We start from the raw sequence: 15,876 nt of genomic DNA, 5'->3' as shown, positions 1-15,876 counted from the left end.
GGCTATGGAACGCACAACACGTCAAAAAACCGCCATTCAAGCCGCCATCGAGTCGGCCCAGCGCCCCCTGTCGGCGCAGGAAATCCTCGAACAGGCCAGCTTGCAGGTGACGCAGCTGGGCATCGCCACCGTTTACCGCAACTTGAAGTCCCTGGTGCTGGAAGAAAAAGTGCACGTGGTGACCTTGCCGGGCGAAAACCCGCGCTATGAGTCGAACACGGCCGCCAATCATCACCACCACCATTTCCAGTGCACCACGTGCCAGCGCGTGTTCGACGTGCATGACTGCCCGGGCGACTTGAAGCGCATGGCGCCGCAAGGCTTTGTCGTCGAGCGCCACGAGCTGACCCTGTACGGCCGCTGCGCCGACTGCAATGCGACCGCTGGCGCCACGGCGCCCGCGGCCGTAGCCACACCGCAGGCCTGCGCCAGCCACTACGACCCGGCCTGAACGGGCAGGCTGTCGATGTTGGCACGGGCGCAACAATGCCCTGGCTACCCGTCATTGCCGCACCCCATATCACGTATAATCTTCCCTTTAAAGCTGCCGCCACTTTTTGCCAAAAAAACATGAAATCATCTGAAATCCGCGACAAGTTCCTCAAATTTTTCGAGTCCAAGGGCCATTCCATCGTCCGTTCCAGCTCCCTGGTGCCAGGCAACGATCCGACCTTGCTGTTGACGAACAGCGGCATGGTGCAATTCAAGGATGTGTTTACGGGCATGGACAGCCGTCCGTACACGCGCGCCACTTCCGTGCAGCGCTGCGTGCGCGCCGGCGGCAAGCACAACGACCTGGAAAACGTCGGCTACACGGCGCGCCACCATACTTTCTTTGAAATGCTGGGCAACTTCAGCTTCGGCGACTATTTCAAGCGCGACGCGATCCACTTCGCCTGGGAACTGCTGACCAAGGTGTACGGCTTGCCGGCCGACAAGCTGACGGTCACCGTCTACATCGAAGATGACGAAGCGTACGACATCTGGGCGAAAGAAATCGGCGTGCCCGTCGAGCGCATCATCCGCATCGGCGACAACAAGGGCTCGCGCTACGCGTCCGACAATTTCTGGCAGATGGCGGACACGGGCCCATGCGGTCCCTGCACGGAAATCTTCTACGACCACGGCGCCGACATTCCTGGCGGCCCGCCGGGCTCGCCGGACGAAGACGGCGACCGCTTCATTGAAATCTGGAACCTCGTGTTCATGCAGTTCAACCGCGACGAAGCGGGCGTCATGCACAAGCTGCCCAAGCCGTGCGTCGACACGGGCATGGGCATGGAGCGCCTGGCCGCCGTGCTGCAGCACGTGCATTCGAACTATGAAATCGACCTGTTCCAGCACCTGATCAACGCTGCCGCGCGCGAAACGGGCGCCACGGACCTGGAAAACAAGTCGCTGCGCGTGATCGCCGACCACATCCGCTCCGCCGCCTTCATGATCGTCGACGGCATCATTCCGGGCAGCGAAGGCCGCGCGTATGTCTTGCGCCGCATCATCCGCCGCGCCTTGCGCCATGGCCACAAGCTGGGCCAGACGAAACCGTTCTTCTACAAGCTGGTGGCCGATCTCGCCATCGAGATGGGCGGCGCCTATCCCGAGCTGGAAGAGGCGAAAGACAACGTCGCCAACATGCTGAAAGCCGAGGAAGAGCGTTTCGGCGAGACCCTGGAAACAGGCATGAAAGTGCTGGAAGCGCAGCTGGCCAAGGATGCCACGGGCATCGACGGCGCCACCGCTTTTACCTTGTACGAAACCTATGGCTTCCCGCCGGACCTGACGGCCGACATCTGCCGCGAACGCGACATCACGTTCGACCAGGTGGGCTACGACGCGGCCCTGAAGGAAAGCCAGGAACTGTCGCGCAAGGGCGGCAAGACGCACAAGGACAGCAAGGTCGAGTACACGGGCGAGAAAAACAAATTCGTCGGCTACGACCAATTGACGTTCAGCAGCAAGGTCGTCGCGCTGTACGCGGCCGGCACGCCTGTCACTGAACTGAAAGCCGGTGACACGGGCATCGTCGTGCTCGATACGACGCCGTTCTACGCGGAATCGGGCGGCCAGGTGGGCGACCAGGGCGTGATCGCCACGGGCGCGGGCAGCTTTGCCGTCAGCGACACCCTGAAAATCCAGGCCGACGTCTTCGGCCACCACGGCGTGCTCGAATCGGGCGTATTGAAAGTGGGCGACGCCGTCTCGGCCGAAGTGGACACGGCCAAGCGCGCGCGCACCATCCGCAACCACTCGGCCACGCACCTGATGCACAAGGCCTTGCGCGAAGTGCTGGGCAGCCACGTGGCGCAAAAGGGCTCGCTGGTCGACCCGGACAAGACCCGTTTCGACTTCAGCCACCATGCGCCGATGACGGCCGAGCAGATCGCCGCCGTGGAAACGATCGTCAACAAGGAGATCCTGGAAAACCGCGCCACGCAAGCCCATTTGATGTCGTTTGACGACGCCGTCAAGCATGGCGCGATGGCCCTGTTCGGCGAGAAATACGGCGACGAAGTGCGCGTGCTCGACATCGGCAGCTCGAAAGAGCTGTGCGGCGGCGTCCACGTGCAGCGCACGGGCGACATCGGCCTGTTCAAGATCATCGCCGAAAGCGGCGTGGCCGCCGGCATCCGCCGCGTGGAAGCGGTGACGGGCGAGGGCGCGCTGGCGCTGGTGCAGGCCATCAACCGCCGCCTCGTCGAAGCGGCCAACGCCCTGAAGGCGCAGCCGGAAGAACTGACGGCCCGCATCGGCCAGGTGCAGGACCACGTGAAGGCGCTGGAGAAGGAGCTGGCCGCGCTGAAATCGAAACTGGCCTCGGGCCAGGGCGATGAGCTGGTCACGCAGGCCGTCGATGTCAACGGCGTCAAGGTGCTGGCCGCCGTGCTCGACGGCGCCGACGTGGCCCGCCTGCGCGAAACCATGGACAAGCTGAAGGACAAGCTGAAGACGGCCGCCATCGTGCTGGCCAGCGTGGCCGACGGCAAGGTCAGCCTGATCGCCGGCGTGACGGCGGACGCGACTTCCAAGGTCAAAGCGGGCGAGCTGGTGAACTTCGTTGCACAGCAAGTGGGCGGAAAAGGCGGCGGACGCCCCGATATGGCGCAAGCCGGCGGCACCGATCCGAGCGGCCTGGCGAACGCCCTGGCCGGCGTGCCGGCCTGGGTCGGCGAACGCGTGAAATAAGGCGTAAGCTTGCAGGCATGCGGGTTCTTCACCCCACTGCCTCGTGAAAACGGCCCGCAGACGGTGTTTGCGGGCCGTTATTTCTTTTGGAATCCCGTTGTGACCCCACAACAGCCGATGAACTATTTTGGTGCAGCGCGTCAATGCCCCTGATTTAGAGTAGTATGTCGAAAATCAGTACAACAAAAATGGTGGGATATTGATGATGAGCGACACACTACTTGATACCGAGATTATGGAATTTCACAAAGAACTCGACGCGCGCGGCTTGAATTGCCCCTTGCCGATTCTGAAGGCGAAAAAGGCTTTGTCAGAGCTGCAGAGTGGGGAAGTGCTGCGCATCATGGCAACCGATCCCGGTTCCGTGCGCGACTTCCAGGCTTTCGCCAAGCAAACGGGCAATGCCCTGCTGTCGCATGTGCAGACGGGCACCGAATTCGTCTTCCTGATGCAACGCAAATAATTGTGCCGGCCGGGGCCGCCGCGGCGCGGCCTGGCTTTCTCCTCGCAGGGCCATTTCTGCCCCCTTTTGCTGCCCTGCAGCGTAGCGGGCGACTCCCCGGAATCCTCAAAGCTGGACAGTTTAGATGGATTGCTCTAACAAAAAATCGCACGATCGTGCTTAAATTCGGTTCAGGATTCAAATTTCTCTTATAATCGAACGCACAATCAGCACTTGATCCGTCATTTTTATAATTTCCCAAAGGCATAGCTATGAAAGTCTTGGTACCCGTCAAACGCGTGGTCGACTATAACGTCAAAGTCCGCGTCAAGAGTGACGGCACTGGCGTCGATACCGCCAACGTCAAAATGTCGATGAACCCTTTCGATGAAATCGCGCTGGAAGAGGCGATGCGCCTGAAGGAAGCCGGCAAGGTCACCGAAGTGGTCGCCATCTCCTGCGGCGTGACGCAGTGCCAGGAAACCCTGCGCACGGCCATGGCCATCGGCGCCGACCGCGGCATCCTGGTGGAAACGACGACTGAACTGGAACCGCTGGCCGTGGCCAAGCTGGTCAAATCCCTGGCCGAGAAAGAACAGCCGCAACTGATCATCCTGGGCAAGCAGGCGATCGACGACGACAGCAACCAGACCGGCCAGATGCTCGCTGCCCTGCTGGGTTGGCCGCAAGCCACGTTCGCTTCGAAAGTCGTGCTGGAAGACGGCAAAGTCACCGTCACGCGCGAAGTCGATGGCGGCCTGGAAACCCTGGCATTGACCTTGCCAGCGATCATCACCACCGACCTGCGTTTGAACGAGCCACGCTATGTGACCCTGCCGAACATCATGAAGGCAAAGAAAAAGCCGCTCGAGACCGTCAAGCCGGAAGACCTGGGCGTCGACGTCGCGCCACGCCTGAAGACCCTGAAAGTCGTCGAGCCAGCCAAGCGCTCGGCCGGCATCAAGGTGCCGGACGTCGCCACCCTGGTCGCCAAGCTGCGTACCGAAGCCAAAGTCATCTAAGCGGCTTTGCCGTCACTCCAGAACAATTACAGGACATATCATGGTCGCATTAGTTATTGCTGAACACGACAACGCTACCTTAAAGGGCAGCACCCACCACACCGTGACCGCGGCTGCCCAGTGCGGCGGCGACGTGCACGTACTGGTCGCAGGTTCGAACGCCTCGGCTGCCGCCGCTGCCGCCGCGCAAATCGCCGGCGTGACGAAAGTCATCGTGGCCGACGCGCCATACTTTGCCGACGGCCTGGCCGAAAACGTGGCCGAGCAAGTGCTGGCCATCGCCGGCAACTACAGCCACATCCTGGCACCAGCCACCGCCTACGGCAAGAACATCCTGCCGCGCGTGGCCGCCAAGCTGGACGTAGCGCAAATCTCGGAAATCACCAAGGTCGATTCGCCCGACACCTTCGAGCGCCCGATCTACGCCGGCAACGCCATTGCCACCGTGCAATCTGGCGACAAGGTCAAGGTCATCACCGTGCGCACCACCGGCTTCGACGCCGCTGCCGCCACCGGCGGTTCGGCTGCCACCGAAACCGTCGCCGCTGTCGCCGACAATGGCAAGTCCGCCTTCGTGGGCCGCGAACTGGCCAAGTCGGACCGTCCTGAACTGACCGCCGCGAAAATCATCGTGTCGGGCGGCCGTGGCATGGGTTCGGCCGAGAACTTCCACATCCTGGAGCCGCTGGCCGACAAGCTGGGCGCCGCCATGGGCGCCTCGCGCGCCGCCGTCGACGCCGGCTTCGTGCCGAACGACTGGCAAGTGGGCCAGACGGGCAAGATCGTCGCGCCTTCGCTGTACATCGCCGTCGGCATCTCGGGCGCGATCCAGCATCTGGCCGGCATGAAAGACTCGAAGACCATCGTCGCCATCAACAAGGATCCGGAAGCGCCGATCTTTGCCGTGGCCGACTACGGCATCGTGGGCGATCTGTTCGAGATCGTGCCGCAACTGGTCAAAGAACTGGGCTAAGTCTTACCCATTCAGGTTTTGTATATCACGAAGCCACGCCGGCCCGCCCCACACGGCGAGCCGCGCGTGGCTTTTTTCTTGGAGAAATAGATGAGCTATCAAGCCCCGCTGAAAGACATGTTGTTCGTGATGAACGAACTGGCCGGCCTGGCCGAAATCCATACTTTGCCTGGCTGCGAAGACGCCACGCCCGACACGGCCGAAGCCGTGCTGGAAGAGAACGCCAAGTTCTGCGGCGGCGTGGTGGCCCCCCTGAACGGCCCCAGCGACAAGGAACCGAGCTTCTGGCACGACGGCCAGGTCACGACGTCAAAGGGCTTCAAGGAAGCGTTCAAGGCCTACGGCGAAGCGGGCTGGCAGGGCGTGCAGCATCCGACGGAATTTGGCGGCCAGGGCTTGCCCAAGCTCTTGGCCACGCCCTGCATCGAAATGCTCAATTCGGCCAGCATCTCGTTCGCCCTGGTCGCCCTGCTGTCGGACGGCGCCATCGAAGCGCTGCTGACGGCCGGCAGCGACGAACAGAAGGCCACCTACCTGGAAAACCTGGTATCGGGCAAGTGGACGGGCACCATGAACCTGACGGAGCCGCAGGCCGGCTCCGACCTGGCCGCCGTGCGCACGCGCGCCGTGCCGCAGGACGATGGCACCTATAAAGTCTTTGGCACGAAGATTTTCATCACGTATGGCGAGCACGACATGGCGGAAAACATCGTCCACCTGGTGCTGGCCCGCACGCCGGACGCACCGGCCGGCGTGAAAGGCATTTCGCTGTTCATCGTGCCGAAGTTCCTCGTCAACGCGGACGGCAGCCTCGGCGCGCGCAACGACGCCCATTGCGTTTCCATCGAACATAAACTGGGCATCAAGGCCAGCCCCACGGCCGTGCTGCAGTTCGGCGACCACGGCGGCGCCATCGGCACCCTGGTGGGCGAGGAAAACCGCGGCCTCGAATACATGTTCATCATGATGAACGCGGCCCGCTTCGGCGTGGGCCTGCAGGGCATCGGCCTGGCCGAGCGCGCCTACCAGCAGGCCGTGGCGTTCGCCAAGGACCGCGTGCAGTCGCGCGACCTGGCCGGTTCCGCCGGTCCGGTCTCCATCATCCACCACCCGGACGTGCGTCGCATGCTCATGTCGATGCGCTCGCAGACCGAGGCGGCGCGCGCGCTGGCCTACGTGGGCGCGGCCATCAGCGACGTGGCGCACCACCATCAGGACGCGGACGTGCGCGCGGAAAGCCTGGCCACCTATGAATACCTGGTGCCCGTGATCAAGGGTTGGGCCACGGAAATGTCGCAGGACGTCACGCGTGACGGCGTGCAGGTGCATGGCGGCATGGGTTTCATTGAGGAAACAGGCGCAGCCCAGCATTACCGCGACGCCAAGATTCTGACCATCTACGAAGGCACGACGGCCATCCAGGCGAACGACCTCGTGGGGCGCAAGACGGTGCGCGACGGCGGCGCCGTGGCGAAAGCCATCATCGCCCAGGTGCGCGCCACGGAAGCCCAGCTGGGCGAGCTGACCGGCGCCGACTTCCAGGCCATGCAACGCCACCTGGCCGAAGGCAGCGCCGCGCTGGAAGCCGTGGTCGAGTATGTGGTGGCGAACATGAAGTCGGACATCAAGGCCGTCTTCGCGGGCAGCGTGCCCTATTTGAAACTGGCCGGCATCGTGCTGGGCGGCTGGCAGATGGCCCGCGCGGCCGTGGCGGCGCAGCAAAAGCTGGGCGAGGGCAGCGGCGACGCGGCGTTCTACAAGGCGAAGATCGCCACGGCGCGCTTCTTTGCCGACCACATCCTGTCGCAGGCACCGGGCTTGCGCGCCACCATCATCGACGGCAGCGCCGGCGTGATGGCGCTGTCGGAAGAGCAGTTTTAAGTTGAAACTTGGCCGGCGCTCGCCGGCTGAATGCAAAAAAAAGCGCTGGAGATCACTCTCCAGCGCTTTTTCTATATTAAGAACGCCTGAGAAAGCGCTCAGGGCAAGGCGCCTTGTCGCCGTCCGCCGTTAGTACGGCAATGTCGGCCAGACTCGGGCAACGCCGCCATGGACGCTTTCCCTGCGTTCTTAGCGGCGGGCGATGCCGTTGCCGGAATTGCGCACCAAGTCGCCAGCAGCCAGCCCTGGGTCCTGGTCAAACGCGAAGTCGGCCTTGGCGCCCGTTTCGTACTGCACGGTGACGGTCCAGGTCTTGGCGTTCTTCATGTGGCCTTCGACTTGCTTGCCGGCATACGCGCCGCCGGCGGCGCCGGCCAGGGTGGCCAGGTCCTTGCCGCGTCCGCCGCCGACCTGGCGGCCCAGCAGGGCGCCGGCCACGCCGCCGCCTATCATGCCCAGGGCGCCGCCTTCACCGGCTTTTTCAGCGACGTTGACTGCCAGCACCTTGCCGCACTCGGCGCAGATCTGGTGCTGCGGCTGTTTGGAAGGCTGGCCGGCGTAGGAATTGCCCGCTTTTTGCGCGGCCTTGGCATTGATGATGGCCTGGTCGTATTCGCCCTTGGCGTCGCGCAGGCATTGCATGCGGGCTTTCGAGCTGCTTTCTTCTGCGCACAATTTCTTGTCGTCCGCATAGCGCGTGTTCGCTTGTTTCGTGTCGTAGGCATATTGCGCCTTCGGCGACAGGTTCTGTGCGAAGGCGGAGGTGCTGAACAGGGCCGTGACGGCCATTGCGAGGATGAGTGGGCGACGAATCATGATCTTCTCCTGGGGTGTGTTGAATGTGCCGGTAATGTCGGCATTGTGAATGCAGTATAGAGGAAAATCATGATTGCTTACCAACACTTACATGTGCGTGTGCCGCGCGCCATGTGATGTCATTTCTGCGTGGAAATTAACCGTAGGCGCCGCCCGTGTACAGCAAGTCGAACAGGCGCGCCATGGTGGCGATCAGCACGCCCGCGCCTAGCATCAAGGTAGCGACCAGCACCACGGCCAGGGGCCAGCCCGTGTCCGACAGGCGCCCGGAGGCGGCGTTGTAGCGGGCATCCCACTTGTCGTCCGGCATCAGGCCCAGCACCAGGGCTTCGAGGAAGCCGGCCAGCGCGGACAGGATCAGCGGCAGGATCTGGTAAAACCAGTCGGCGTCGGGAAAGGCCTGGCGCAGGGCCAGGCTGGCGGGCAGGGCGGCCACGTGCAGCCAGCCCCAGCGGTCGCTGGCGCCGTGCAGGTAGAAGCGGTGCGCGCCCAGGGCGCCCAGCAGGAAGGCCAGCAGGGAAGTGCATGCCTTGTTCTTGTGCGAGTGTTGCAAAACAGTCGTGGTGTTCATGGGACTCCAGAGTTGCTCATCGGTAAAGATAGTCAGTATTGCTCATTGTCGCCCGCAGCGATAGCATTTTCATCGGGCATTGTGCGATGATGTCGCGTGATCCGGTGGCAAAGCCGCCGCATTGCCGGCACGATAGGCGCACGCGCCTATTGCGTCTTCGGCGATGTCTGGTCATAATGTTCGATTAGCCCAAATTACACGCCCGTCATCATAACGCTTGCTGCCTGGCGGTAAAGCGCGCTATAATTTGCGGCTTTTTCCGCCTCAGCACACTTTTTGGAAATATTATGGTCGTTATTCGTTTAGCTCGTGGAGGCGCCAAGAAGCGCCCGTTCTTCAACATCGTCGCTACTGATTCGCGCAATCGCCGCGATGGTCGCTTCATTGAGCGTATCGGTTTTTACAACCCGATGGCGCAAGGTGGCGAAGTTCCACTGCGTATCACCGCAGACCGTCTGGCCTACTGGCAAGGCGTTGGCGCACAATTGTCGCCAACCGTTGCTCGTCTGGTTGCCAGCAACGGCAAAGCAGCAGCTTAATTAGATCACTGGTTTGACGGTCAAGACTGCATCCGGGGTGAAAGTCCCCGATGACCTGGTACAGGTAGGCTATGTCTCCGGTGCCTATGGCATTGCTGGCGGGGTCAGGATCACTCCTTTCTCCGACGACGCGGATGCATTATTAAGCGTCAAGACCTGGTGGTTTGATAAACCGACCTTGCATGATGTTCAAGTCAGGCAAGCGAAGTTACACGGCGGCGACGTCGTGGCCCAGCTGGTGGGTGTGGTCGGGCGGGATGCCGCGGAAGCGCTGAAAGGCGTGTCTGTGCAAATTCCGCGTAGCCATTTCCCGACGCTGTCGGCCGATGAATTTTATTGGTCCGATCTGATCGGACTGACAGTTGAGAATTTGCAAGGCGAGTGCCTCGGCGAAGTGACTGACATGATGAGCAATGGTCCGCAGTCGATCTTGCGCATCAGGCCCGTCGCCCATCCCGATGACGCCGTCGACAAGGCGCCTGAGCGCCTGATCCCGTTTGTCGGCCAGTTTGTCATTAATGTTGACAAGGCTGCCAACAAGATCACGGTCGACTGGGGCCTCGATTATTAAACCGCCTGCGCATAACTTTGCGCCGGGCAATATTTTCAGGATGGCGAGCGATGCAATTTGATGTCGTGACCCTGTTCCCGGAAATGTTTGCCGCGCTGACGCAGTCGGGTGTGACCCGGCGTGCCTTCGAGCAGGGCAAATGTGGCTTGTCCTTGTGGAATCCCCGCGATTTCACGAGCGACAATCACCGCACCGTGGATGACCGCCCGTATGGCGGCGGCCCCGGCATGGTGATGATGGCCCGTCCGCTCGAAGCGACAATTAATGCCGCCAAGCAACGCCAGACGGAACTGGGACTGGCCGCGCCGCGCGTGGTGTTCATGTCGCCGCAAGGCCGTCCGCTCACGCATGAGCGCGTCACGCAGCTGAAAGCCGAGCCTGGCCTCGTCATCCTGTGCGGCCGCTATGAAGCCGTGGACCAGCGTTTGCTGGAGCGCTGCGTCGACGAAGAGATCAGCATGGGCGACTTCGTCCTGTCGGGCGGCGAGTTGCCCGCCATGGCGCTGATGGATGCGGTGATCCGCTTGCTGCCCGGTGTCCTGAACACGGAAGCATCGGCCATCGAGGACAGCTTCGTCAATGGCTTGCTCGATGCGCCGCACTATACGCGGCCGGAAACGTATGAAGGCATGGCCGTGCCGCCCGTCTTGATGGGTGGCAATCATGCCGAGATCGTCAAGTGGCGCCGCCAGCGCATGCTGGAAGCGACCGCGAGCAAGCGGCCTGACCTGCTGGTCAGTGCGCGCGCCGCCGGCTTGCTCAGCAAGACCGACGAAAAATTCCTGGCCAGCCTGTAAGCCGTTTTCGGACGGCCGGCAGGGTGGCTTTGCAGTGCCGGGCATGTTGCCCAAATTGGTAATACCCATCCTCTACCGGGCGGATACTCGCTATCCACAGTGCGCCGGCATGATGGTTTTCGGAGTGTTAAAAATGGACTTGATTCAACAATTAGAGCAAGAAGAGATCGCCCGTCTGGGTAAATCGATTCCTGACTTCGCACCAGGCGATACCGTTATCGTCAGCGTCAACGTAGTCGAAGGCACGCGCAAGCGCGCCCAGGCTTACGAAGGCGTCGTTATCTCCCGTCGTAACCGTGGCCTGAACTCGAACTTCATCGTTCGCAAGATCTCGTCCGGCGAAGGCGTCGAGCGTACGTTCCAGCTGTACTCGCCGCTGATCGCTTCGATCGAAGTGAAACGCCGTGGTGATGTTCGCCGCGCCAAGCTGTACTATCTGCGTGAGCGTTCGGGTAAATCGGCGCGTATCAAAGAAAAATTGCCAAATCGCCGCGTTGTGGCGAAAGCAAGCGCGTAATATCAGCGCCTGCGTTGGAAAAAAAGGGCGCCTCAGGGTGCCCTTTTTTTTATGGTGACACCTGGCCCAAGCTGCTGCGCGTCGGCATAGGTAGCCTGCGATGCTCGCCGTACTAGCGTACGGTTGCGCGTCTCGGCCGCCTCTTCCTTCCCCTCGCGCCGCTTTTGCCAGGTGATGTTAATCATGAGGGAGGGGCAATGGCCACCATCGCATTTGATCCCAAGCAACTCGCCATCGATTCGATCGCCGGCGAGGCGGCGCTGGACGCCGCGCGCATGACGCCGGACTGGCTGCGCCAGCGCCTGGCCGAACCGCCGGACTGGCAGCCCGAGATTACCCAGGATTTCCTCTCCGCCCGCGCCGTGCCCGTGCGCGCCGCCGTGCTCATTCCCCTCGTGCGGCGGCCGGACGGCCTGACCATCCTGTTGACCATGCGCACGGACCACCTGAGCAGCCATGCGGGCCAGGTCAGCTTTCCCGGCGGGCGCAGCGAACCGTTCGACGGCTCGCCCGTGGCCACGGCCCTGCGCGAGACGGAGGAAGAGGTGGGTCTGGCGCGCCGGCACGTCGAAGTGCTCGGCTGCCTGCCCGACTACCTGACGGGCACCGGCTACCAGGTCACGCCCGTGGTGGGCCTGGTGACGCCGCCGTTCGAACTGCGCGCCGATCCGTCCGAAGTGGCGGAAATCTTCGAAGTGCCGCTGGCCTTCCTGATGGATGGCCTCAACCATCAGCGCCTGTCGGTGGAATTGCCGGGCGGACGGCGCTCGTTCTACGCCATGCCGTACGAGCGCTTCTATATCTGGGGCGCCACGGCCGGCATGCTGCGCAATCTGTTTCACCTCTTGCGCGCGTAAAATGGCGCCGCGCACGTAATAAGTTTGATTCCAGCACGGCACTGCGCTATCGTAGCGGGCATTGCGGTATTGCTGAAAAAGACAAAAAGGACGTTTGATGACATTTCTCTCCATACTTTGCGCATTGCTGATCGAGCAGCTCAAACCTTTGCGCGCGGATAATCCCATCTACGCCGAAATCAAGAGCCTGGCAATGCGCATGGAGACCTGGTTCAATGCCGGCCACGCCAACCATGGCCGCATGGGCTGGTTCCTCATGATCGGCGCGCTGATGGTGCCGACGGCGGGCGTGTACTGGCTCTTGCAGCATTATCAGCTGTCCCTGCTGGCCTTTGCCTGGAACGTCCTCATCGTCTACCTGACCCTGGGCTTTCGCCATTACAGCCATTATTTCACGTCGATCCAGCTGGCCCTGAGCGCCGGCGACGAAGCGACCGCGCGCACCTTGCTGGCCGACTGGACCAAGCTCGACACGGTGGGCATGGAAGCGGGCGAAATCGCCCGCATCGCCGTGGAAAAAGCCCTCGTCACCACGCACCGCAATGTCTTTGGCGTATTTTTCTGGTTTTTGATGCCGCTGGGCCCTGCCTGCGCCGTCATGTACCGCGTGGCCGAATACCTGGCGCGCGCCTGGAACGAGCCCGAGCACATGCGCAATGAAGCGTTCGGCCAGTTTGCCGCGCGCGCCTTTTACTGGATCGACTGGATCCCCGTGCGCCTGACGGCCGTGGCCTTTGCCGTGGTCGGCAATTTCGAGGATGCCATCTATGCCTGGCGCAATTTCGCCCAGCGCTGGCAGGACGAGGCCATCGGCATCATCCTGACGGCCGGCGGCGGCGCCATGGGCGTGCGCCTGGGCACGCCGGCGGAGACGGCGGCCCGCGTGGTCGTCACGCCGGACATGGCCGTCGATGACAGCGACAGCGAAAGCGATATCCTGCCCGGCGAAGAGCCTGGCGCGCGCGCCTTGCAGAGCACGGTGGGCCTCGTGTGGCGCGCCTTGCTGCTGTGGATGCTGCTGCTGCTGTTGATGTCGGGCGCCGTCTGGCTGGGCTGACGCCTGCCGCCTGTCCCCGCGCCCTGCGCGTGGAACAAGGTTAAAATAGGGGCTGGTGTGCGATGCGCGCCAGCCCCTGTTTGCATGGCGGGGCAGATCGAGGTAGAACCCAAGTCTTCTATAAGATATAATACTGGCTTACCGCAGTACACGCAGTTACGCAGTTGAACTACCAGCCCGGCTACCCGCCGGGGCCATTCACGCAATCCAGTCCCGACAAGCCACATGGCCGAGTTATCTCAAAACGAACTCTCAGACGAGTTCTTCATCCTGGGTCTCACCAGCAATGGCAAGCAATTTCGACCCAGCGATTGGGCCGAGCGCCTTTGCGGTGTGATGTCCTGTTTCAATCCCGAAGGCGGCGGGCGCAATGCGCACCTCCAGTATTCGCCCTACGTGCGCCCGACCGTCGTCAATGGCGTCAAATCCGTGGTCGTCAACACCAAGCTGCGCGAGATCGAGCCGATGGCGTTTCACTTCGTGCGCGAGTTCGCCAAGGATAACGACTTGCAGATCGTCGAAGCCTGCTTCCTGCCACCGCCGGAAGAAAAGTAAAGCCTGCTTCAATTGATCTGGCGCAAAGCCCGTGCCGGCGGGCAGGCGTAGCGTTGACACTTCTGCACGTGAGGGAGTGGCGACATGCGTATCGGCGATATCTGCACCCAGCAAACCATCCATTGCCAGCGTGACACCAGCGTGGAGCAGGCGGCGCTGATGATGCGCCAGCACCACGTGGGCGACCTGGTCGTGGCCGAGCAGCCCAATGGCGAGCGCGTTCCCGTCGGCATCCTCACCGACCGCGACATCGTCGTCTCCGTCATCGCCCTGGGCCTCGATCCCGCCAGCCTGCTGGTGGGCGACATCATGAGCGCGCAGCTGCTCACGGCCAGCGAAGACGAGGACGTCTACGACATCATCGAACGCATGCGCGTCAACGGCATTCGCCGCTTGCCCGTCGTCAACAGCCTTGGCGGCCTCTTCGGCATTGTCAGCATCGACGACCTGCTGGCCTTCATGGCGGCGGAAATGGCGGAGCTGGCGCGCATCAGCGGCGGCCAGCTGGCGCACGAAAAGCGCGCGCGCAAATAGGGATACCCGTGCCGCCCGCCCGGTATTGCGCAATTCCAGTCAAATCCTCCGCACCCGGAAATGCTACAGTCGCTGCTCGTTCCACGGGAAGCGCATATGCACTATCTGGCCAAGGCACTCTGGTATATCGAATCGCACTATGCGGACAATATTTCGCTCGATGACATCGCCCGCGTGGGCGGCGCCTCGCGCTGCCACCTGACGCGCGCTTTCGGCCTGGCGACGGGCCACTCCGTGATGCGCTATGTGCGGGCGCGCCGGCTCAGCGTCGCGGCGTGCGCGCTGGCGCAGGGCGCGCAGGACATCCTTGCCGTCGCGCTCGCGGCGGGCTACGGCTCCCACGAAGCGTTTACGCGCGCCTTCCGCGAGCAGTTCAAGGTCACGCCGGAAATGGTGCGGGCGCAGCGCCATGTCGCCAACCTGGCCCTGGTGGAAGCCATCAAACTGGATGTGGCGCCTGGCGTGGCCCTGGAAGCTCCCCGTTTCGAGCAGGGCCCCGCCTTGCTGCTGGCGGGCCTCGTCGAACGTTATCGCGCAGAAACGGCTGCCGGCATTCCCGCCCTGTGGCAGCGCTTCCTGCCCCATGCTGCGCCCGGCCAGCTCGTGTATGGCGTGTGCTGCAACAATGACGATGCGGGCAATTTCGATTACCTGTGCGCCATGCCGGTGAACGACTTTTCCCAGGCCCCCGATGGCTGGACGCGGCTGCGCATCGCCCCGCGGCGCTATGCCGTGTTTCATCACCGCGGCCACATTTCCACCATCCGCGCCACCTGGCATACGGTGTGGAACGAGTGGCTGCCCCGCTCCGGCCTGGAAGCGGCCGACGCGCCTGATTTCGAACGCTACGACCAGCATTTCGACCCGGCCAGCGGCGTGGGCGGGGTGGAAATCTGGCTGCCCTTGAAAGGTTGAGCATGCTCAATATCCTGTCTGCGCCCCCCTTGTTTGCCGGCAGTGGCGCGCTGCGCGCGCGCCTGTCACAACTGGCCGCCGCGCTGGCGGCGGGCCTGCCCCTGTACTGGGTGCTGGGACCGCAGCCCGTCGGCTGGCTGGCCTGGCTGGCGCCGCTGCCCGTGCTGTGGCTGGCCTTGCGCTCGTCGCGCCGCGATGCGGCCTGGATGACCTTGCTGGCCGCCATGCTGGGCCTGTCCTCGAACGTCGCGTATTTCCGCCTGCTCATGCCCTTGCCGGCCGTGCTGGCCGTGCTCGCCGTCAAGGCATTGCTGTGGCTGCTGGTGGTGCTGGCCACGCGGCGCCTCGTGCTGCGCTACCGGGCAGCCTGGACGGTGCTGGCCTATCCCGTGCTGTGGGTGGCCATCGATACCGTGATGGCGGCCTTCTTGCTCGATGGTAACTGGGGCAGCCTTGCGTATTCCCAAGCCGACAATCTTGCCGTGCTGCAGGTGGCTGCGCTGGCCGGCGTGCCCGGCCTGCTGTTCCTGCTGTGCCTGGCGCCCTCCGCGCTGGCCCTGCTGCTGGCGGGCGGCCGCGCATACGCGCCGGCCGCCGCCGCGGCCGCGCTGCTGCTGGCGGCCGCGTTCGCGGGCGGCGCCTGGCG

Annotated in this window: 18 protein-coding genes; 16 read left to right on the top strand and 2 right to left on the bottom strand. The window is 62.9% G+C overall.

All coding sequences use genetic code 11. From position 1 onward, the window contains the following. Nucleotides 1-4 precede the first annotated feature (4 nt). The 6 genes from AC07VI_RS09680 (at nt 5) to AC07VI_RS09655 (ending at nt 7,501) form a co-directional block, all read left to right on the top strand. Nucleotides 5-451 (top strand): Fur family transcriptional regulator, encoded by a 447-nt coding sequence (locus AC07VI_RS09680; RefSeq protein ID WP_492992820.1) that lies wholly within the window; start codon nt 5-7, stop codon nt 449-451. Between the two features lie 119 nt (nt 452-570). After that, complete coding sequence (gene alaS / locus AC07VI_RS09675) at nt 571-3,183, top strand: alanine--tRNA ligase (RefSeq protein ID WP_492992821.1); 2,613 nt, start codon at nt 571-573, stop codon at nt 3,181-3,183. Nucleotides 3,184-3,418: 235 nt separating this feature from the next. Further along, nucleotides 3,419-3,646 carry a sulfurtransferase TusA family protein gene (locus tag AC07VI_RS09670; protein WP_010395510.1) on the top strand — a complete coding sequence of 76 codons (228 nt, stop codon included), beginning with the start codon at nt 3,419-3,421 and terminating at the stop codon, nt 3,644-3,646. 251 nt (nt 3,647-3,897) lie between these two features. Beyond that, a complete protein-coding gene (locus AC07VI_RS09665; protein ID WP_034759884.1) occupies nt 3,898-4,647 on the top strand; it encodes an electron transfer flavoprotein subunit beta/FixA family protein in 750 nt (249 codons plus the stop codon). 40 nt (nt 4,648-4,687) lie between these two features. Beyond that, nucleotides 4,688-5,620 carry an electron transfer flavoprotein subunit alpha/FixB family protein gene (locus AC07VI_RS09660; protein WP_086145064.1) on the top strand — a complete coding sequence of 311 codons (933 nt, stop codon included), beginning with the start codon at nt 4,688-4,690 and terminating at the stop codon, nt 5,618-5,620. A 90-nt stretch (nt 5,621-5,710) separates the two neighbouring features. Next, nucleotides 5,711-7,501, top strand: coding sequence for an acyl-CoA dehydrogenase (locus AC07VI_RS09655; RefSeq protein WP_086145065.1), 1,791 nt, complete (start codon nt 5,711-5,713; stop codon nt 7,499-7,501). A gap of 189 nt (nt 7,502-7,690) precedes the next feature. Here the strand turns inward: AC07VI_RS09655 and AC07VI_RS09650 are convergent, their stop codons facing one another. Both AC07VI_RS09650 and AC07VI_RS09645 read right to left on the bottom strand, forming a co-directional pair. After that, nucleotides 7,691-8,317 (bottom strand): glycine zipper 2TM domain-containing protein, encoded by a 627-nt coding sequence (locus tag AC07VI_RS09650; RefSeq protein WP_086145066.1) that lies wholly within the window; start codon nt 8,315-8,317, stop codon nt 7,691-7,693. Between the two features lie 136 nt (nt 8,318-8,453). After that, on the bottom strand, nt 8,454-8,888 hold the full coding sequence (locus AC07VI_RS09645) for an NINE protein (RefSeq protein ID WP_086145067.1): 435 nt from the start codon (nt 8,886-8,888) through the stop codon (nt 8,454-8,456). Between the two features lie 287 nt (nt 8,889-9,175). Between AC07VI_RS09645 and rpsP the strand changes: the two genes are divergently transcribed. The 10 genes from rpsP to AC07VI_RS09595 all read left to right on the top strand — a co-directional run. Continuing rightward, nucleotides 9,176-9,427 (top strand): 30S ribosomal protein S16, encoded by a 252-nt coding sequence (gene rpsP / locus AC07VI_RS09640; protein ID WP_076567307.1) that lies wholly within the window; start codon nt 9,176-9,178, stop codon nt 9,425-9,427. Between the two features lie 13 nt (nt 9,428-9,440). Beyond that, nucleotides 9,441-9,998: a ribosome maturation factor RimM gene (gene rimM, locus AC07VI_RS09635; RefSeq protein ID WP_086145068.1), complete on the top strand. Its 558-nt coding sequence runs from the start codon at nt 9,441-9,443 to the stop codon at nt 9,996-9,998. 50 nt (nt 9,999-10,048) lie between these two features. After that, nucleotides 10,049-10,795, top strand: coding sequence for a tRNA (guanosine(37)-N1)-methyltransferase TrmD (trmD, locus tag AC07VI_RS09630; protein ID WP_086145069.1), 747 nt, complete (start codon nt 10,049-10,051; stop codon nt 10,793-10,795). Nucleotides 10,796-10,928: 133 nt separating this feature from the next. Beyond that, nucleotides 10,929-11,312 (top strand): 50S ribosomal protein L19, encoded by a 384-nt coding sequence (gene rplS / locus AC07VI_RS09625; protein ID WP_035825414.1) that lies wholly within the window; start codon nt 10,929-10,931, stop codon nt 11,310-11,312. Nucleotides 11,313-11,509: 197 nt separating this feature from the next. Next, a complete protein-coding gene (locus AC07VI_RS09620) occupies nt 11,510-12,169 on the top strand; it encodes a CoA pyrophosphatase (protein ID WP_086145070.1) in 660 nt (219 codons plus the stop codon). Nucleotides 12,170-12,266: 97 nt separating this feature from the next. Then, nucleotides 12,267-13,226 (top strand): CobD/CbiB family protein, encoded by a 960-nt coding sequence (locus AC07VI_RS09615; RefSeq protein WP_086145071.1) that lies wholly within the window; start codon nt 12,267-12,269, stop codon nt 13,224-13,226. Between the two features lie 225 nt (nt 13,227-13,451). Beyond that, nucleotides 13,452-13,781: a DUF3579 domain-containing protein gene (locus AC07VI_RS09610; RefSeq protein WP_071324990.1), complete on the top strand. Its 330-nt coding sequence runs from the start codon at nt 13,452-13,454 to the stop codon at nt 13,779-13,781. A gap of 84 nt (nt 13,782-13,865) precedes the next feature. Next, nucleotides 13,866-14,315, top strand: coding sequence for a CBS domain-containing protein (locus tag AC07VI_RS09605; RefSeq protein ID WP_492992825.1), 450 nt, complete (start codon nt 13,866-13,868; stop codon nt 14,313-14,315). Between the two features lie 96 nt (nt 14,316-14,411). After that, nucleotides 14,412-15,230: an AraC family transcriptional regulator gene (locus tag AC07VI_RS09600; RefSeq protein ID WP_086145073.1), complete on the top strand. Its 819-nt coding sequence runs from the start codon at nt 14,412-14,414 to the stop codon at nt 15,228-15,230. 2 nt (nt 15,231-15,232) lie between these two features. Continuing rightward, nucleotides 15,233-15,876, top strand: a 644-nt coding sequence (locus AC07VI_RS09595; protein WP_494808785.1) for a hypothetical protein, incomplete at its 3' end; no start/stop codon positions are given.

The sequence above is a fragment of the Janthinobacterium sp. GW821-FHT03A03 genome, assembly GCF_059421435.1.
This window is presented reverse-complemented; position numbering and strand designations above follow the sequence as displayed.